Genomic DNA, 19,846 nt, shown 5'->3' on the forward strand with positions numbered 1-19,846 from the left:
TGCCCGTCAGGCTGGCGGGGCGACCTCCGGGGCTGGCGGGGCGACCTCCGGGGCGGGCGGCAGCCCGGCCGGACCCTCGGCCAGCAGAACGCGAAACTCATCGGCGTCGAGAATGCGGATTCCGAGCGTCTCTGCCTTGCCGAGCTTGGATCCGGCGCCAGGCCCGGCAGCGACAAAGTCGGTGTTCTTCGACACGCTCGACGCGTTCTTGCCGCCGGCGGCGATGATCGCCTCCTGGGCACCCTCCCTGGTGAAGCCCTCGAGCGAGCCGGTCGCCACGACGGTCAATCCCGCCAGCACTCCCCCGGCGGTCTCGGCCGCGCCAGGCCCTGGATGGCCCGGCGTGGCGAACTGCACGCCGGCCGCGGCCCACTGGGTGACGATTTCGACGTGCCAGTCCACCAGGAACCAGCCGAGCACGGCGTCGGCGATGATGCCGCCGACGCCGTCAACCTCGGCGAGTTCCTCACGGGTGGCCGCCCGAATTGCCTCGAGTGAGCCGAAATGGTTCGCCAGCGCGCGGGCGGCGACCGGGCCGACGTGACGGATATTGAGCGAGACCAGGATGCGCCACAGCGGCTTGGTCTTGGCCTTTTCGATTTCGGCGAGCAGCTTCAGCGCGCTCGAGGACGCCTGCGGTCCGGTCAGGCCGGCTTTCTTCTCGGCAGGGTTCGGGTTGCGACTGAAGGGCATACGAATTTTCGCGACCCCGTCGTCGTCTTCTTTGGGCAGCCCGGTTTCGGCGTCGCGCACGATCACCTGAATGGGCAGCAGGTCGGCCAGTTCGAGGTCGAACAGGGCGGCCTCGGTCGGCAGCGGCGGGTAGGCCGGCACGGTCGGCTGGGTGAGCGCGGAGGCCGCGACCTCGCCGAGCACCTCGATGTCGAGGCCGCCACGGCTGCCGATGTGTTCGACCCGGCCGCGCACCTGCGCGGGACAGCTGCGCGCATTCGGGCAGCGCAGGTCGATGTCGCCCTCTTTAGCCGGGGCCAGCGGGGTGCCGCATTCCGGGCAGTTCTGCGGCATGACAAATTCGCGTTCGGTGCCGTCGCGCAGCTCGACGACCGGGCCGAGCACTTCGGGAATGACGTCGCCGGCCTTGCGCAGCACGATCGTGTCGCCAATCAGCACGCCCTTGGCCTTGACCACCTCCTGGTTATGCAGGGTGGCCTGGCGCACCTCGCTGCCGGCCACGAGCACCTTCTGCATGACCGCGAACGGGGTGGCGCGGCCGGTGCGGCCAACACTCACGACGATGTCGAGCAGTTTCGTATTGACCTGCTCTGGCGGGTACTTGTAGGCGATCGCCCAGCGCGGTGCCCGGTTGGTGGCGCCGAGTTCGGCGTGCAGCGCGAGTTCGTCGATCTTGATCACGATGCCGTCGAGCTCGTGCACGACGCTGCCGCGGTGCGCCCCGTAGTACTCGATGAACTCCGCAGCCTCGACAACCGTGGACACCACCCGAAAATAGTCGCTGGTGGGCAGACCCCAGCTGCTCAGTAGGCCATAGACCTCGGACTGCGTCTCTACCGGGGGGTTTTCCCAGGCACCAATGCCGTGCACCAGCATGCGCAGCCGGCCCAGGCGGGCTTTCATGAGGCGAAGCTGGTCGGCGTTCTTTCCGGCTGCCTTCTGGCGCAGCGACCCGGCCGCCGCGTTGCGGGCGTTGGCGAACACGCGCTCGCCGGCGGCAGACTGGGCAGCGTTCAGTTCGTCAAAGCCGGCGGTGGGGAAGAATACCTCGCCGCGCACCTCCATCAGCGATGGATGCCCGGTGCCAGCCAGGTGGGACGGGATGCCCGGGACCAGCGCGATGTTCTCTGTGACGTCTTCGCCGACCACGCCGTCGCCGCGGGTAGCCGCCGAGACGAGCACTCCGTTGATGTAGCGCAGGTTAATGGCAAGGCCGTCGATCTTGAGTTCGCACAGGTAGTGCACGGCGCGGCCGGAGTTCTCGGCGGCTTTACCCGCCCACACCTCAAATTCTTCGAGGGAGAAGACGTTGTCGAGACTGAGCATGCGTTCGGCGTGGGTGACCGGGTCGAACAGGGTGACCTCGGCACGGCCACCCACCGTTTGGGTGGGGCTGTCCTGGCTTTGCAGTTCCGGGTGCAGGCGCTCAAGTTCGCCCAGACGCGCCACGAGCTGGTCGTAGTCGCCGTCGGAGATTACAGGCGCATTGCGACCATAATAGGCGTCGCGGGCCGCGATCACGCGGCTGGTGAGGTCGGCGGCCTCGGCGGCCGCGGCGGCGAGGCTCGCCGGGGTGGTGTCGGCGACGGACTCAGGCATCGACCGGGACGGGACTGGCCGAAGCGGTACTTGACGAAGCAGAAAGAACGGGGACCGCACTGACCGTGCGGTCGATGGTGCACTGGCCGAGCACCCGGGTACCGACGTAGACGACGGCGGTCTGCCCGGGGGCGACGCCGGCGAGTGGCTCGCTCGGAATGATGCGCAGTTCGAGGGTGCCATCAATGCCGTTCACCACCTGGGCGACGGCCGGAACCGGGTCGGCGTGGGCGCGAATCTGCACGTGGCAGGCGAATTCCACCTCGGGATGTTCGGGCGCGAGCCCGGCCCAGGTGTACTTGTTTCCGGCGATCTCCTTGATGGCGAGCGCCTCCTTCGGACCTACGACGACCGTGTTGGTGATCGGGCGCACCTCGAGCACGAACCGCGGCTTGCCGTCGGCGGCCGGGGTGCCAATCGACAGCCCCTTGCGCTGGCCGACGGTGAACGCGACGGCGCCGTCGTGCTGGCCGAGGGTGTTGCCCTCCCGGTCGAGGATGTCGCCGGTCACGGGGGCGACACGTTCGCCGAGCCAGCCCTTGGTGTCGCCGTCTGGAATGAAGCAAATGTCGTAGGAGTCCGGCTTGTTCGCCACCGAGAAGCCGCGTTCGGCGGCTTCGGCTCGCACCTCGGCCTTGGTCGGCGTCGCACCGAGCGGAAACATGGAGTGGTTGATCTGGTCGGCGGTGAGCACGCCCAGCACGTAGGACTGGTCCTTGGCCCAGGCGGCCGCGCGGTGCAGCTGCTTGTTGCCGTCGGCATCCGTCAGAATGCTCGCGTAGTGGCCGGTGCAAACGGCGTCGAAGCCGAGGGCCATGGCCTTTTCGAGCAGGGCGGCGAACTTGATCTTCTCGTTGCAGCGCATGCACGGGTTCGGGGTGCGACCGGCCGCGTATTCGGCGATGAAGTCGTCGACGACGTCGAGCTTGAAACGTTCGGAGAAGTCCCAGACATAGTAGGGAATGCCCATGATGTTCGCGGCTCGCTGGGCGTCCATCGAGTCTTCGACGGTACAGCAGCCGCGGCTGCCGGTGCGCAGCGTGCCCGGCATGCGGCTCAGTGCTAGATGCACGCCGACCACCTCGTGTCCAGCTTCGACCGCACGCGCGGCTGCGACGGCGGAATCAACACCGCCACTCATTGCTGCTAAAACCTTCACCCATCGAGTGTACGCGGAGTGCCCGTCGGAGCCAACGCCACGACGAATGGAGGGATCAGTGCCCTGGCACCCGATCGGCCATGCCGGCGGCGAGCGCCTGTGCGTGCGCGGCCGGCAGGGCAGCGAGCAGCGCGTCGACGTCGGCGTCGGTCGACGAGTGGCCGAGCGTGATGCGCAGGGCGCCGCGGGACTCGGCCTCGCTGCGCCCCATGGCCCGCAGCACGTGCGAGGGTTCCGGCACCCCGGCCTGGCAAGCCGACCCGGTCGACACCGATACCCCGACCGCGTCGAGCAGGAACAGCAGCGAGTCACCCTCGCAGCCGGCAAAGCTGAAGTGGGCGTTTCCGGGCAGCCGGTTGGTCGGGTCGCCGTTCAGCACCGCACCGGGAGCCAGCCGGGCCACCCCGCCGATCACCCGGTCGCGCAGCGCGGCCAGGCGCGCGGCTTCACGGCCGCCCGCAGCCGCCGACGATTGAGCCACCCGCTGTTCACTGGTGATAGCGGATGCCGCCACCGCGAACGAGACCGCCGCCGCGACATCCTGGGTTCCGCTGCGCACCTTGCGCTGTTGCCCACCGCCGTGGATGAGCGGTTCGACCTTCGTGGCGCGGCCGAGCACCAGGGCGCCGATGCCGACCGGGCCACCGACCTTGTGCGCCGAAACGCTCAGCGCCGACACTCCGGCGGCGGCGAGCGTACGAAAGTCCACCGGAATATAGCCATACGCCGCGACGGCGTCGACGTGCACCGGAATACCGTGCACCGCGGCGAGCGCCGCCACCTCCGCGACGGGCTCGATCGTGCCGACCTCGTTGTTGGCCATAATCACGCTCACCAGCGCCACATCGCGGGGGTCACGCGCGATGGCAGCCGAGAGCGCGGTGAGGTCGATGTGCCCCTGGTCGTCGAGCGGGATCCATTCAACGACCGCGCCGTCGTGCTGGGCGAGCCACTCGACGGTATCGAGGGTCGCGTGGTGTTCACCGCCGGGCACCAGGATGCGCCTTCGCGGGGCGCGCGCCCAGTACAGGCCCTTGATGCCCAGATTGATGGCTTCGGTGCCGCTGCCGGTGAAGACCACCTCAATCGGGTCGCAGTTAAGGCTCGCTGCCACGATTTCGCGCGACTCTTCGAGCATCCGTTTCGCGTTCTGGCCCTGGCTGTGCACCGAGGCGGGGTTACCGACGACGCCCATCGCTTCGGCATAGGCGGCAATAGCGGCGGGAAGCATGGGCGTGGTCGCCGCATGGTCCAAATAGACAACCATGCGCCTATTTTACCGTCGAGCGGATGCCGGTGGTCGTCACCCTCCCCCGCACTGATTACTCTTGAACCCATGAGTTCCACCGACCCCCTGCGCAACCTCGGTGTGCGATTGACCAGCGCCGGTGGCGAACTCCGTGTCTGGGCCGAGCACGCCGACGCCATGGAGTTGTGCCTGTTCGACGACACCGACCCGAACTGGATCATCAAGAGTGTGCCGATGACCATGGACGTGCACGGCGTCTGGTCCGGCAAATCGCGCACCCTCTCCCCTGACCGCCGTTACGGCATCCGAGTGTCGGGTCCGGCCGGCCCGAAGAACTCGTTCCACCCGGAGAAAACGCTGATCGAACCCTATTCTCGTGGCCTGGTTCGGGTGGGAGCCGGGCTCTGGCAGTCCTCGGTCGTCGACGACTATTTCGACTGGAACGGCACCGAAAAACCGGCAACGGCCCTCGACCACACCGTGGTTTACGAGGCGCACGTGCGCGGAATCAGCCGGCTAAACCCTCTCGTGCCGGCCGCGCTGCGCGGAACCTACGCCGGGCTTGCCCACGAATCGACCATCGCTTACCTAAAGGACCTTGGCGTGACCGCGGTCGAGCTGCTGCCGGTGCAGGCATTCGTGTCGGAGCAGCGTCTGATCAAACAGGGCCTGATCAACTATTGGGGCTATAACACCCTCAATTTCTTCTCCCCGCATGCGGACTACGCCACCCAGGCGGCACAGTCCGCCGGGCCTGCAGCCGTGCTGCGCGAGTTCAAGGGCATGGTCAAGCTGCTGCACGAGGCCGGGCTCGAGGTCATCCTCGACGTCGTCTACAACCACACCGCCGAGGAGGGCCGCAACGGCCCGGTCACCAGCTTGCGCGGCATCGACAACGCTGCCTACTACAGGCAGGACGAGTCCGGCGCCTACATCGACGTGACCGGTTGCGGCAATACGGTCAATTTCAGCCACGACGTGCCGAAACGGCTGGTGCTCGATTCGCTGCGTTACTGGGCCAACGACCTGCAGATCGACGGGTTCCGCTTCGACCTGGCCGCGACGCTCGGCCGGGACGCCGGAGTCGTCTACGACCGGGAGCATCCGCTGCTCACCGCGATTCGCGACGATCCGGAGCTGGCCGGCGTGAAGCTGATCGCTGAACCGTGGGATGTCGGCCAGGGCGGCTGGCAGACCGGCAATTTTCCTCCCGGCTGGACCGAGTGGAACGACCGCTACCGCGACCGCATGCGGGACTTCTGGCTGTCCGATATGAAGAGTCTGCGCCTGACCGGCTCGGCCGGCAGCGGTATCGGCCGGTTCGCGACCCGTGTCGCGGGGTCGTCGAACACCTTCTCCGAGGCTCGCGGACCTCTGGCCTCGCTCAATTTCATCACCGCGCACGACGGGTTCACCCTCGCCGACCTGACCGCGTACGACGTGAAGCACAACCTGGGTAACGGCGAGTCGAATCGGGACGGCACCGACAACAACAGCTCATACAACCACGGGGCCGAGGGGCCGACGCGCGACGTGGCCATTCTGGCGACGCGGCGCAAGGCCATGCGTAACCTGCTCGGCACCCTGCTCCTTTCAGCCGGAATCCCCATGCTCACTGCCGGCGATGAGTTCGGGCGCAGCCAACGCGGCAACAACAATGCCTACTGCCAGGACAGCGAGCTGACCTGGCTCAACTGGGACTTCGACGACTGGCAGCGTGACCTGCACCGGGTCACCCGCCGGCTGCTGCAGTTGCGCCGCGAGAACCCGGCGTTGCGACCGGTGCACTTCGGGCGGTTTGGTGAGACCACGCCCAGTGCCAGCCAGCTGGACTGGTACAACATTGCCGGCGAGGCACTCTCCGGCGACGCCTGGAACTCACCAACCGAACGCACCCTGCAGTACATGGCGGCGTCCACCCCCGAGCACGAAGCCTTCAATCGCATTCTGCTGGTGATCAATGCCAGGGAGCAGGATGAGACGGTCACCCTGCCCACGCATGAGGGAGTGGATGCCTACACGCTGCTCTGGGATTCCAGTCACGACGACCTGCGCGACTCTGTCATCGAACACGCGCCCGACACTCGCCTGTTCGTGCCTGGCGCTTCAATGCAACTCATGCGCGCGCACGGCGCGTTCGTGCCGCGCAGCACGCCTAGCCCGGCTAGCTAGGCGCGCGGGCTAGTTTGCCAGGGCGACCAGGCCCATTTCGGCCGGGCTGATCAGCAGGTCGTTTCTGGGCACGACCCGCACGGTGTACCCGAAGGCTCCGGCCCGGTCGAGTTCGACCGTTCCCGTGAACAAGGTGGCCCCGCCGGCCGGGACTTCCTCCGCCGGTGCCGGTTCGAGTGCCTGAATGGCGACATCGCGCAGTTCGTCAGTGCCGAGGCTCTTGCCGTAGACGACTTCGACGGTCACGTCCGCGGGTGCCAGGCCGCCCAACTGCACGTGTGCGCGCAGGTGCAGGTCATCACCAACTTCGGGTACCGACGAGACACCGCCGGATTCGACGTGGGTCACCGCGACCTGCGGCCAGGCCGAGACGATGCGGCCCTTCCACGCTGCCAGTTCGCGGGCAGCACGGTAGTTGTTGGCCGACATGAGCCCTTCGTAGTGCCCGGCCGGGCGGTACAGGCGTTGCACGTACTCGCTCACCATGCGGTCCGCGGACAGTTGCGGCGACAGGGTCGACAGGGTGTGACGGATGTTGGACACCCAGCGCTCCGGAACGTCGTCGGCGTTGCGTTCGTAGAAGGTCGGTGCCACCTGGTGTTCGATCAGGTCGTAGAGCGCCTCGGCCTCGAGCCGGTCGCGTTCGGCGGGGTCGCCGGCGGAATCGGCCGACGGAATGGCCCAGCCGTTCTTGCCGTCGTAGTATTCCGGCCACCAGCCGTCGAGGATCGACAGGTTCAGCGCGCCGTTGAGAGCGGCCTTCATGCCGCTGGTACCGCAGGCTTCGAGCGGGCGCAGCGGATTGTTGAGCCAGACATCCGTTCCCGGATACATCAGCTGGGCCATCGCGATGTTGTAATCGGGCAGGAAGGCGATGCGGGTGCGCAGGGCCGGGTCGGCGGCGAACTGCACAATCTTCTGGATCAGCCGCTTTCCTTCCTCGTCGGCGGGGTGCGACTTGCCGGCTATGACGATTTGAATGGGATGTTCCGGGTGCAGCAGAAGGGCACGCAGGCGTTCCGGATCGTGCAGCATCAGGGTGAGGCGCTTATATGTCGGTACGCGGCGGGCGAAGCCGATGGTCAGCACGTTCGGGTCGAAGACTCCGCTGATCCAGGCCGGTGGGATGCTCCCCGGGTTCTGGTCGCGCCAGGCGCCCAGCAGCCGGCGGCGGGCATCCTCGACGAACTGCAGGCGCATCTGTCCGCGCACCGACCACAGGTCCTGATCGGACACCTCACTCGAGGCCCAGTCGGCGATCGAGGTATCGCTCGTTCCGAGCTGAGCCTGCGCCAGGCTCTTGAGCGCCGGGTCGGTCCAGCTCTGGGCGTGCACACCATTGGTGATCGACGTGATCGGCACATCCGCTGAATCAAAACCCGGCCAGAGGCCGTTGAACATGCGACGGCTGACTTCGCCGTGCAGGGTAGACACGCCGTTGGCGTGCTGGCCGAGGCGCAACCCCATGATGGCCATGTTGAACACCTCGGAAGAGCCGCCGGCGTAACTTTCCGCACCGAGCGCGAGCAGGTCATCCACGTCGACGCCTGGCAGCAGGTCCGTGCAGAAATAGCGGCGTACGAGGGAACGCTCGAATCGATCGATACCGGCGGCGACCGGGGTGTGGGTGGTGAAAACGGTACCGGCACGCGCCACCTGGAGGGCTTCCTGAAAGCTCAGGCCCTCACCGATCAAGCTGGAGATGCGCTCGAGACCGAGAAATCCGGCGTGGCCCTCATTGGTGTGGAAGACCTCGGGCTCCGGCAGACCGTGCAGCGAGCTCCACAGCCTCACGGCGCGTGCACCGCCGATGCCCAGCAGCAGTTCCTGCAGCAGTCGGTGCTCGCCGCCGCCGCCGTAGAGACGGTCGGTGACCAGGCGCAGGTCGTCAGAGTTTTCGGGAATATCGGCGTCGAGCAGCAGTAGGCGCACCCGGCCCACCTTGGCCTGCCAGACCCGGGCGTGCAGTGTGCGGTCGTCGGGAAGCGCGAGCGAGACCTGCACGGCCGAGCCGTCGGCACGGCGCAGAACGGCGAGAGGCAACCCGTCGGGGTCGAGCAACGGGTAACTTTCCATCTGCCAGCCGTCGGGCGAGATGGCCTGGCTGAAGTACCCGGCACGGTAGAACAGCCCAACGCCGACCAATGGCAGGCCGAGGTCCGACGCGCTCTTGAGGTGGTCTCCGGCGAGGATTCCGAGGCCGCCTGAATACTGCGGCAGGGCGGCGGCGATACCGAATTCCGGTGAGAAATATGCGATCGCGGCTGGTTTCTCTCCCTCGAGTCCCTGGTACCAGCGTGGCTGCTCGAGATAGTCACGCAGTCCGTCGCGGGTGGCATTGACCTCACCGACATAGTCATGGTCCCGCGCCAGCTCGTCGAGGCGGCGCGGGTCGACAGCGCCGAGCAGGGCCACCGGGTCGGTGCCGATCTCGCGCCACAAATCCGGGGCAATGCGCTCGAATAGCTGCCGGGTGGGCTCATGCCACGACCAGCGGAGATTGCCGGCAAGCTCCTCGAGGGCCGCGAGCGGCTCCGGGAGAACGGCACGGACGGTAAATTTGCGGATGGCCTTCACGAGGTCAACCTTAGAGGTGTCACGTGTCCAATATGTAACACCCAAATTCCTGCGTCTGGGCGAGCCGTGCAGAAGACGGAAGCCATTGCCACGCTTTCACGCTACGGTCGTGGTGTGGCCAAGACAGTAACGAAGAAAACGACCCTGCCGACAGCATCGACCAGCGCTCCCACGACCGTGTCCACGGCCGCGAGCAGCGCCGGCGCATCCGTTGGTCGAATTCCCGTTCTCGACCTCTCGCCCCAGTTGAACGACAATCTCTGGCCTGCCCGCGCCTTCGTCGGCGAAGTCGTGCCGTTCGCAGCGACCGCATTTCGCGAGGGGCATGACCTCATCGGTGTCGAGCTGCAGCTCACCGCCCCCGACGGCAGCATCACGCGGCATCCCATGGCGCTGCAGGCCGACGGCACCGACCGTTACGGCACCGAGGCTCAGCTCGGTGCTGCGGGCCGCTGGACCTATCGGGTGCGCGCCTACGCCGACGACTTCGCCACCTGGGAACACAACGCCGCGATCAAGATTCCGGCGCACATCGATGTTGAGCTCATGTTCGAGATCGGCGGCGCACTGTTCCGCCAGGCCGGCGCCGACTCCGCCCGGCCGCTCGCCGCCCGCCGGCTGTTCAAGGCCGCCGCGGCGACCCTCGCCGACACGGGCAGGTCCGCCACCGAACGTCTGCTCGCCGTAGCGGATGCCGCCCTCCGGCAGGCTATTGCGACCCAGCCGCTCGCCGGACTGGCCTCGCTCTCGGCCGAACGCACCATCATCGTCGAACGCACCAGGGCCGGGGTCGGCTCCTGGTACGAGTTCTTCCCCCGCTCGGAGGGTGCCATGCGTCTCGCCGACGGCAGCTGGCAGAGCGGGACCTTCCGCACGGCGGCCAAGCGCCTGCCCGCCGTCGCGGCCATGGGATTCGACGTGCTCTACCTGCCGCCGATCCACCCGATCGGGCAGGCTTTCCGCAAGGGTCCCAATAATTCGCTCGAGGTCGCGCCGGGCGACCCCGGCTCGCCGTGGGCGATCGGCTCGAAAGACGGCGGCCATGACGCCATCCACCCCGACCTCGGCACCGTCGCCGACTTCACGTTCTTTCTGAAGAAGGCGGCCTCGCTCGGCATCGAGGTGGCCCTCGACTTCGCACTGCAGGCCTCGCCAGACCACCCATGGGTGCAGGAGCATCCGGAATGGTTCACCACCCTCCCCGACGGCACCATCGCCTACGCCGAGAACCCGCCGAAGAAATACCAGGACATCTACCCGATCAATTTCGACAACGATCCCGCCGGCATCCGGGCCGAGGCGTTGCGTCTCGTGCGTTACTGGATCGGCGTCGGCGTTCGCATTTTTCGGGTGGACAACCCGCACACCAAACCGCTCGACTTTTGGGAATGGCTCATTACCGAGGTCAACTCCAGCGACCCCGACGTGGTCTTCCTCGCCGAAGCGTTCACCCGGCCAGCCCTCATGCAGGCGCTCGGCAAGGTCGGCTTCCAGCAGTCATACACCTATTTCACCTGGCGCAACACAAAAACCGAACTCGAGGAGTTCTTCCACGGCCTCGCCACCGACACCCCGGATTTTCTGCGCCCGAACCTGTTCGTTAACACCCCCGATATCCTCACCGAATACCTGCAGTTCGGTGGGCCGGCAGCGTTCAAGATCCGGGCGGCGCTCGCCGCGACGGCGGCACCGACCTGGGGGGTCTGCGCTGGCTTCGACTTGTTCGAGAACGTTGCCCGGCCGGGCGCCGAAGAGAGCATCGACAACGAGAAATACGAGTACCGGCCGCGCGACTGGAGCAAGGCGGAGGAGCTTGGTAGTTCTCTCGCGCCGTACCTCACGCTGCTGAACCGCATTCGGGCGGAGCACCCGGCGTTGGGCCAATTGCGCAACCTCGATATCCACACCAGCGACGACGATTCGATCCTCGTCTACAGCAAGTACCTCGACGCTGCCTTCACGGGCACCGGCCAGGCCGATGCCCTCATCGTCGTTGCCAACGTCGACCCGCACTCGGTGCGACAGACGATTGTACATCTCGACGTGACCCGGTTCGGCATTGCCCGCGGTGACGCCTTCGACGTGCACGACCTGGTGTCGGGTGCCAGGTGGATCTGGTCGGCCGACAACTTCGTGCGACTCGACGCTTTCACCGAGCCAGTGCACATCCTGCACGTCACCGCCCACGATCCGGGCCGCGCATGAGCGACGGCAAGAAAAAAGACAAGAAAAAGAAGCACTCGAGCAAGCACCAGAAGGGTCAGGGAAAGAACATCGACGGCAAGAAGGGTCAGTCCCAGAAGACACAGTCCACCAAGGCTCCGAAACACGTTGCCGCTACCGAGCCGGCACCGATTCCCGACCACATTCTTGAGGCCGTCGGCGCCGGCAGCTATTACAACCCGCACGAGATTCTCGGCCAGCATCTCGTCCACCAGGCCGGCGTCTCCGACCCCCTCGTGATCATCCGCGCACTGCGGCCGCTCGCCACCGAAGTTTTCGCCATTCTGTCCAACGGGGCGCACGTGGAACTCGCCCACCTCGCGCACGGCATCTGGCAGGGTGAAAGTACCCTCGGCCTCACCGACTACACGATTGAAGCCAGCTACCAGGAGGCCCAGCCCTGGATCTGCGATGACCCCTACCGGTTCATACCCACGCTCGGCGAGCTGGACCTCCACCTGATCGGGGAAGGTCGCCACGAGCGCCTCTGGGACGTTCTGGGGGCCCACCACCGCGAGCACCAGGGCGTCACAGCCGCCTCGATCGGCACCTCCTTCGCGGTCTGGGCGCCGCACGCCCGCGCCGTGCGCGTGATCGGCGATTTCAATGGTTGGAACGGCACCACCCACGCCATGCGCAATATGGGCAGCACCGGCGTTTGGGAGCTGTTCGTCCCGGGCCTCGAGCTCGGCACCAGATACAAGTTCCAGCTGCTCACGCAGTCCGGCGCCTGGGTCGAGAAAGCCGACCCGATCGCCCGACTGGCCGAGGTGCCGCCACTGACCGCATCGGTTGTCACCGCGTCGCACTACGAGTGGGCGGATGCCGCGTGGCTGGCCAACCGCGCGGCCAACGATCCGCACAACCAGGCGATGAGCGTCTACGAAATGCACGTCGGCTCTTGGCGCCCCGGCCTCGGGTACCACGACCTCGCCGACGAACTCGTCGGTTACCTCCAGGAACTGAGTTTCACGCACGTGGAATTCATGCCCCTCGCGGAGCATCCATTTGGCGGTTCCTGGGGTTACCAGGTGAGCGGCTACTACGCGCCGACCAGCCGGTTCGGCTCCCCCGACGACCTGCGCTACCTGATCGACCGGCTGCACCAGGCTGGCATCGGCGTGATCATGGACTGGGTGCCCGGCCACTTTCCCAAGGACGACTTTGCCCTGGCCCGCTTCGACGGCCAGGCCCTTTACGAGCACCCTGATCCTCGCCGGGGTGAGCAGATGGACTGGGGCACCTACATCTTCGACTTCGGCCAGATGCAGGTGCGCAACTTCCTCGTTGCCAACGCGCTGTACTGGCTCGAAGAGTTCCACATCGATGCCCTCCGCGTCGACGCCGTCGCGTCGATGCTCTACCTGGACTACTCACGCGAGGACGGCCAGTGGGAGCCGAATAAGTACGGCGGCAACGAGAACCTCGAGGCGATCAGCCTGCTGCAGGAGATCACCGCGACCGCGTACAAGCGCAATCCCGGCACGATCATGATCGCCGAGGAATCCACCAATTGGGGCGGGGTGACAGCGCCGACCAGCGGCGGCGGACTCGGGTTCGGGTTCAAGTGGAATATGGGCTGGATGCACGACTCACTCGAGTACATGCAGGTCGACCCCATGTATCGGTCGTACCATCACAACGACATCACATTCTCGTTCATTTATGCCTTCAGTGAGAATTTCCTGCTGCCGATCAGCCACGACGAGGTTGTGCACGGCAAGGGCTCCCTGGTCTCGAAGATGCCAGGCGACTCCTGGCAGCAGCTGGCCAATGTGCGCGCCTACCTCGCTTTTATGTGGGCGCACCCCGGCAAGCAGCTCTTGTTCATGGGCAGCGAGTTCGGGCAGCGCTCGGAGTGGAGCGAGGAACGCGGCCTGGATTGGTGGATGCTCGATCAGCCCGCCCACCGCGGCTTGTTCAACCTCGTCGGCCAACTCAACTCGGTGTACCGGGACAACGCGAGCCTGTGGAGCCGCGACAACGACCCGGGCGGCTTCGAACTGCTCGACGGCGGGGCCGCGAGCCAGAACGTCGTGTCATTTCTGCGCTGGGACAACCACGGCGTTCCCGTCGCGTGTTTCTTCAACTTCGCCGGGCAGCCGCACACCGACTACCGGGTCGGCCTGCCGTTCGCCGGGCAGTGGGAGGAGATCCTCAACACGGATGCCGACGACTTCGGCGGCTCCGGAGTGGGAAACCAAGGAGCCGTTGAGGCCTGCAACGAGCCCTGGGCTGGTCGCCCCGCCTCCGCAACCCTGACCCTGCCCCCGTTAGCTGGCCTCTGGTTGCGCCTGCGCCGCTAGGCCGCTCCGCAGCCAAAGAGCCCCGCTACCAAACAGTCCTGCCGCTAAAGACCCTGCCAGGGCAGGCTACAAGGTCAGTAGAGAAGGGCGGCCAGGCGGGAACGGGTGGGGGCGACCCTGGGGTCGTCGGCGCCGATAACCTCGAACAGTTCCAGGATGCGCTCGCGGATGGTGTTGCGGCCAGGGGCCGGCTGGGCCGGGAACAGGGCCAATAGCCGATCGAAGGCGTCCTCGATGTGGCCGCCGGAGAGGTCGAGGTCGGCGACCAGCAGCTGCGCGTGGAGATCGTCGGGAGCGGATGCTGCCCCGTTGCGGATCTGGTCGATGGTCCTACCCTGCAGCCGGGCGAGGAGGCTGACCTGGGCCAGTCCGGCCACGGCCATGGTGTCGTTCGGGTTCTGGGCCAGCGCCGTGCGGTATTCGCTCTGGGCTGTGGCGTAGTCGCCGGCTTCGATGGCCGCGTAGGCCTCCAAATGGTGCGGCGGCAGCGGCTCGTCGACCACGGCGGCCGGCTCCGCGTCGGCGGCAACGCTGGCGGCCTCGGCTGTGCCGGTCACGCCCTGTTGTGCGGCGAGTTCGAGGACGCGACCGAGCACGTCTACGATCTGTTCCTCGGCGAGCGGGCCGTTGAAAAGCTGCACCGGCTGACCGGTGATGACGGCGGCGACCGTGGGCACTGACTGGGCTTGGAACGCCTGCGCGAGCTGCGGGTTCGCGTCAATGTCGACGCGGGCCAGCACGAACCGTCCGTCGAGCCCGGTCACGAGCCTCTCCAGCACCGTCATGAGCGCGGTGGAGGGCTCGCTCCACGATGCCCACAGCCCGACGATGACGGGAACACGGGAGGAGAGTTCGAGCAGCTCACCAAAGTTAGCGTCCGTACCGTCGAGAACCAAGCTCGGAACCGTAACGGGGCCGGTGGGCGCTGCCGGTCCACCGACCGGGGCACCCGTGACGGGTGCCCCGGTCGTGGCGACGGGCGGGGTACCGGCCGGGGCACGGTTCACGAGGGAAGAAAGGTCGACCGCTCCGCGCAGGTTCGAGCCGGAAGGGGGCATGTTCGTCATGGAAGCTCCGCCGATGTGATGAGGCCCTGAGCGAAGCCCAGTAGCACGATTTTTTCGCTTGAACCTGCTGTAGGCACGTAGAACAGCAGTTGGTCACGGTAGGTGTTTTGAAAGCCCTTGGCCGTCGTGGTGATGCCGGACAGGGCCTTCGTAGCGAGGGCGTCGGCCGCCGGACCCACCGTGGCACCGGCATCGACGGGTTTGACCGTTTCGGTTTCGGTCATGCTGACGGCCACGATACTGCCGGAGTCGTTGGTGGCCAGGGCCACGACCTCGTCGCTGCCCGCGGCCGCGGCGAACTCGATCGACGCGGTAGACGGCAAAGCAGCGATCTTGGCCGCGTTGAGGTCAGCGACCTGAACGCGGAAGTTATCACCATCGCTCTCGAACAGCCCGTACGAGGCGCTGGCTTCGCCCTGCAGCAGGATGTCAGCGTAGGCGGCTGCCAGCTGGTCCGGCGGCAGCATCAGCAGCTTGTTGTCCGGGGCGATGGCCGGGGCACCGACAACGGCCGGGGCCACCTTCGGCACGTGCGCCGACTGCTCCAGTGCGAACAGGTAGTCCACCTGATAGTTGGAGCGCGGCGATTCCTGCTTGAGCATGACCGCCATGGTCGGAATACTGGGATCGTTTTCGTCCTGGATGACGGTCATAACCACCCGCGGCCACGAATTGGTTTGCTGCGGCAGGGTGAATGTGAGCGGCGCGGCGGGCAAGGCCACGGGCGGGGCGACCGCCGGATCGACGGAACGGATCTTGTAGTTGGCGAGGCGTTGTTCCAGTGCTGGCCCGGTGAATCGCGTGGCCAGGGTATCGGCACTGAGGGTTGCATCGGCGTCAGCGCTGAGCCGCGAGATCTCACCCATGATGGTCTCCAACTGCGAGACGGTCACGGCGGGCGGCGGCAACTCGGCGGCGGCCTCGACCGAATCGGTGGACTGGGGCGTCGGTGTGGGAGTGGCAGTGGCGGTGTCGCTGCCGGCCGTACTGAAATCGGGCCACAGGTCGGCTGAACAGCTACTCAAGGCCAGCCCGGAGACCAGGACCATCGGAATGACGGCCACCCGACGGGTGATTCCCCGCCGGGACGCGGTGATCTGGCTGGCTTTGATCGCCTTCGGACGTGGCGCACGGGGCAATCGCGGCATGCGCGGTCCACGCGGAACATTACGACGAGGCCGTCGCGAACGACGCAGGTGCAGCAGCGCCAGCAGGTACAGCACCAGGCCCGCCAGCAACAGCAGGGCACCGCCAGCCAGAAGCGGGCCAGCCCACGGAGTGGAATTGTCCGAAGCCCACGAGAGACGGATGCTTGCGGGTGCCGGTTCGGTTCCGTCCGACGCGACGATCACCGAGATGCCCTCTGGGAGGGTCAACGTGGTCGTCAGGGATTGGGTGCCGGTGTATTCGTCGAGCCAAAGGTCGGAGCCGGCCGGGTTCGGGATCGCGGTGGCCTCGTCCGTTGGAGCGGCATCCGTTGGAACGGCATCCGCCGCCCGGGCATCGTTCGCCGCTGCGTCCTCCTCGGTGACAGCCTCGGTGGCGGTAGAGGTGAGTTCACCGGTCTCCTCGCTGAAGCCGACGGTGGTGTAAGCATCCGCGCCGATCCAGGCGGCAACGTCTTCGGAGCGACCGTAGGCGAGAAAAATCGGGCCGTCCCCGCGCACGTTCATGGTCTGACTGCCCGGCGAGGCTGCCAGGGCGCTCGGATCGATCACGGTGTATCTCGTGTCGCCGGTCACTGTCGTACTCAGGGAGGTGAATGCGGGCGCGAGCAGGATCGTTCGCTGGGCGATGCCGAAAACGATCATCACTGCTGCAAGAACGAAGGCCACGATGGCAAGAACAAAACGCACGTATCACCCTTCAGCGTTTTCGCTGGTTGGTACTGTCTGGTCGGTACTGGTCAGTCACGCTGACTGATTCACGTGCCTGAAGCTGCTCAGACACGGACCTCCTACGTTACTGCGTTCTCCTGAGAGGTGCCTAATAGTGGGCGGGCGCCGCTGCGCTGGCGGGCGCGTTCGGGGCGGTGCGGAACCCACTAAAATCGAGCTGTCCCGTCATGCATGATCCATCGAGGGCCGGGGCCCATTTGTAAGGAGCACACTTGTCTGACGACGAAGCTGATTTCACCCAGGTATTTCGCGGCTACGACAAGGATGAGGTCGCCAAGGCCATCCAGTCGCTGCGCCGCGAACTGATTCAGGCGAACACCCAAAACGCGGAAGCCGGGCGTGAGGCCAAACGTCTCGCCGGTCGCATCGACGATCTCACCGCCGAGATCGAAGAGGTCGGAAGCCCCACGTTCTCCGGTCTCGGTACCAAGCTGGAGAACACTCTGCGCGTGGCGGAGGAACAGTCCACCCGTGTCATCGCCCAGGCGGATATCGACGCCGAGAAGTTGCGCGCCGCGACCAGCGCCGAGGTGCAGCTGCTGCGCCAGAACGCGGTCGAACAAGCCGAACGCACCCTGTCCGATGCCGCAGTCAAGGCGCGTCGGGTGCTCGATGACGCACGCGTCGAAGCGGATGACGTGCGCGCTCGCGCCCAGGACGAGCAGGCCCAGATGACCCAGGACGCCATTCGCGATGCCTCGCTCATTCGCGGCGCTGTCGCCACCGAGGCCGCCGAAGCGCGAGCCACGGTAAAACGTGAGGTGGCCGCCATCCGCTCTGAGGCAGATCGGGAGGCCGCTGAAGTGCGCGTCGTCGCTCAGCGGGAGGCCACCGAAGCCCGTGAAATCGCGGCCGGGCTGACCCACGAGACCGAACTCACCCGCGCTGAAGTTGCCCTGGAGCTCGATCAGCAACGCGCCGACCTGCAGCGCGAGACCGAGCAGGCCCGCGTCGATCTCGCGGCCGAGACCGAGCAGGCCCGCGTGGATCTGGCGCGGGAGACCGAGCTGGCCCGGCTGAATGGCACCCACGAGGCCGACCAGGCCCGCACCCTGCTCGCCGCCGAGGTTGAGCAGGGTCGCATCGACCTGGCCCGCGAGATCGAACAGGCCCACGCGGTGACCGAGGTGGAGCGGGAGCAGGCGCAGACCGACCTCGCCCGTGACCTCGATCGTAAGCGCGCCGGACTGGCCCGGGAGATCGAGCAGGCCCGTGCCGCCCTCGCCGCCGAGCTGGAGCAGGCCGGCGCCGACCTCGCCCGCGAGAATCAACAGGCCCTCATCGACGCCGAGGCCGAGGCCGAACAGGCCCGCATCGACCTGGAGAACCAGCTCACCGCCACCCAAAGAAAGGGCGAGCACGAAACCAGCCGCCTGGCCAGGGAAATCGACCAGACCCGCGCCGACTTCGATGTCGAGCTCAAGGCTCGCCGGGACGAGTCCGAGCAGGAGCATCTGGCCCGCCACCAGGAGGCAGTGGCCCAGACGCAGAAATTTCAGGTGGATGCCGCCAGGCAGCTCACCGAAACGACCGAACGCACAGCCGAGCTGCGCGTTCTCAACGAGCAGCTCGACGCTGGCGCGCGCGGGGAAGCCAAGGTGAACAAGGAACTCGCCGAGGAGAGTGCCGAGCGCATTCTCAGCGACGCCCACGCGACTGCCACAGCCCTCGTCACCGACGCCACGACACGCTCACGCGCCCTCGTCGCCGACGCCGAAGATCGGTTATCGCAGATTAGGATTGAACGCGACGCCGTGGCTGGGTACTTTGAAAGCCTGCGCAGCGTTTTGACCCAGGCAGAACGGGTCGCAGCCGAGTAATTCCCTACTCCTGGAGACTCCACGTGAAAATTCAGAATGCCTTCCGGTTCGGACTTGTCGGAACCCTCGGAGTCGGGCTCGGCTTATTGATCATCACGTCGGTGATCAGCCTGCAGACGATCATCATCTACGTCGGAGCCGCGCTGTTCATCGCGCTCGGCCTCGACCCGGCCGTGTCCTGGCTGGAGAAGAAGAAGTTTCCGCGCTGGGCGGCGATCCTGACCGTGGTGGCGGCCGTGCTCGGGGTGCTGACCGCGGTGATCTTCGCGATCGTTCCGATCATCGTCGATCAGGTCTCAAAGCTCTCCAAACTCATTCCGGAGCTCGTCAAGGGGGTGAACAGCTCGACTTTTCTGGGCGATCTCCAGAAGCAGTTCCCCGGGCTCGACATCGGCGAGATCACCAAGACGATCACCGATTTTCTCGGCGGAAACCTGACCAACATCACGGCTACGGTCGTACAGTCGGGGTTGGCCTTCGTCAACGGGCTGTTCGGCGCCCTGATCATTCTGATTCTCACGCTCTACTTCACGGCCTCGCTGAACAGCATGAAGCGAGCCACCTACCAGCTCGTTCCCGCGTCCAAGCGCGACCGCTTCACCGATATCAGCGAGCAGATCACCACGGCCGTCGGCCGCTACATCGTGGGGCAGGCCGCGCTCGCCTCGGTTAACGGCGTGCTCAGCTTCATTTTCCTGTCGATCATCGGAGCGCCGTTTCCGGCGCTGCTCGCGTTCATCGCCTTCCTGCTGTCGCTGATCCCGCTCGTGGGTACCATTTCGGGTTCGGTCATCATCGTGCTGACCTGTCTGATTCCGGAGATCGGCAGTTCACCGCAGACGGCGCTGGCGGCGGCGATCTACTACCTGATCTACATGCAGGTCGAGGCCTACGTGCTCAGCCCGAACATTATGAACCGGGCCGTGTCCGTGCCGGGCGCGGTCGTCGTGATCGCAGCTCTGGCCGGCGGCAGCCTGCTCGGCATCCTCGGAGCCCTGATCGCAATCCCGGTTGCCGCCTCGGTCATCATGATCGTCAAACAGGTCGTCATCCCCCGCCAGAACGAACTCTGAGGTCCTCGGC

Annotated in this window: 11 protein-coding genes; 5 read left to right on the forward strand and 6 right to left on the reverse strand. The window is 66.3% G+C overall.

Annotated features, from left to right (window positions below):
* Window positions 1-6: 6 nt before the first annotated feature.
* The 3 genes from ligA to QMK31_RS03040 are packed head-to-tail and all read right to left on the reverse strand — an operon-like array spanning window position 7 to window position 4,718.
* Window positions 7-2,292 (reverse strand): NAD-dependent DNA ligase LigA, encoded by a 2,286-nt coding sequence (gene ligA, locus QMK31_RS03030; RefSeq protein ID WP_283499450.1) that lies wholly within the window; start codon window positions 2,290-2,292, stop codon window positions 7-9.
* The gene (gene mnmA / locus QMK31_RS03035) at window positions 2,285-3,451 is read right to left on the reverse strand and encodes a tRNA 2-thiouridine(34) synthase MnmA (protein ID WP_283499451.1); all 1,167 of its coding nucleotides are present in this window, start codon (window positions 3,449-3,451) and stop codon (window positions 2,285-2,287) included. Before mnmA ends, ligA begins: the two co-directional genes overlap by 8 nt.
* Window positions 3,452-3,506: 55 nt before the next feature.
* A complete protein-coding gene (locus QMK31_RS03040) occupies window positions 3,507-4,718 on the reverse strand; it encodes a cysteine desulfurase family protein (protein ID WP_283499452.1) in 1,212 nt (403 codons plus the stop codon).
* 69 nt (window positions 4,719-4,787) lie between these two features.
* Between QMK31_RS03040 and glgX the strand changes: the two genes are divergently transcribed.
* Window positions 4,788-6,872: a glycogen debranching protein GlgX gene (gene glgX, locus QMK31_RS03045; protein WP_283499453.1), complete on the forward strand. Its 2,085-nt coding sequence runs from the start codon at window positions 4,788-4,790 to the stop codon at window positions 6,870-6,872.
* A 9-nt stretch (window positions 6,873-6,881) separates the two neighbouring features.
* Here the strand turns inward: glgX and glgP are convergent, their stop codons facing one another.
* Window positions 6,882-9,449: an alpha-glucan family phosphorylase gene (glgP, locus tag QMK31_RS03050; protein WP_283499454.1), complete on the reverse strand. Its 2,568-nt coding sequence runs from the start codon at window positions 9,447-9,449 to the stop codon at window positions 6,882-6,884.
* Between the two features lie 114 nt (window positions 9,450-9,563).
* Between glgP and QMK31_RS03055 the strand changes: the two genes are divergently transcribed.
* Both QMK31_RS03055 and glgB read left to right on the forward strand, forming a co-directional pair.
* Window positions 9,564-11,654 carry an alpha-1,4-glucan--maltose-1-phosphate maltosyltransferase gene (locus QMK31_RS03055; RefSeq protein WP_502852323.1) on the forward strand — a complete coding sequence of 697 codons (2,091 nt, stop codon included), beginning with the start codon at window positions 9,564-9,566 and terminating at the stop codon, window positions 11,652-11,654.
* The gene (glgB, locus tag QMK31_RS03060) at window positions 11,651-13,978 is read left to right on the forward strand and encodes a 1,4-alpha-glucan branching protein GlgB (protein WP_283499455.1); all 2,328 of its coding nucleotides are present in this window, start codon (window positions 11,651-11,653) and stop codon (window positions 13,976-13,978) included. The genes QMK31_RS03055 and glgB overlap by 4 nt, the downstream gene beginning before the upstream one ends.
* 74 nt (window positions 13,979-14,052) lie before the next feature.
* Here glgB and QMK31_RS03065 read toward each other — a convergent pair whose 3' ends face one another.
* Both QMK31_RS03065 and QMK31_RS03070 read right to left on the reverse strand, forming a co-directional pair.
* Window positions 14,053-15,045 carry a tetratricopeptide repeat protein gene (locus tag QMK31_RS03065; RefSeq protein ID WP_283499456.1) on the reverse strand — a complete coding sequence of 331 codons (993 nt, stop codon included), beginning with the start codon at window positions 15,043-15,045 and terminating at the stop codon, window positions 14,053-14,055.
* Window positions 15,042-16,901: a DUF8094 domain-containing protein gene (locus QMK31_RS03070; protein WP_283499457.1), complete on the reverse strand. Its 1,860-nt coding sequence runs from the start codon at window positions 16,899-16,901 to the stop codon at window positions 15,042-15,044. The genes QMK31_RS03065 and QMK31_RS03070 overlap by 4 nt, the downstream gene beginning before the upstream one ends.
* 254 nt (window positions 16,902-17,155) lie before the next feature.
* Here QMK31_RS03070 and QMK31_RS03075 point away from each other — a divergent pair, with 254 nt between their 5' ends.
* Both QMK31_RS03075 and QMK31_RS03080 read left to right on the forward strand, forming a co-directional pair.
* A complete protein-coding gene (locus tag QMK31_RS03075; RefSeq protein WP_283499458.1) occupies window positions 17,156-18,763 on the forward strand; it encodes a coiled-coil domain-containing protein in 1,608 nt (535 codons plus the stop codon).
* A 23-nt stretch (window positions 18,764-18,786) separates the two neighbouring features.
* Complete coding sequence (locus QMK31_RS03080) at window positions 18,787-19,836, forward strand: AI-2E family transporter (RefSeq protein ID WP_283499459.1); 1,050 nt, start codon at window positions 18,787-18,789, stop codon at window positions 19,834-19,836.
* Window positions 19,837-19,846: the final 10 nt, after the last annotated feature.

This window comes from Cryobacterium sp. PH31-O1 (genome assembly GCF_030063455.1).
In the GTDB taxonomy this organism is placed as follows: Bacteria; Actinomycetota; Actinomycetes; order Actinomycetales; family Microbacteriaceae; genus Cryobacterium.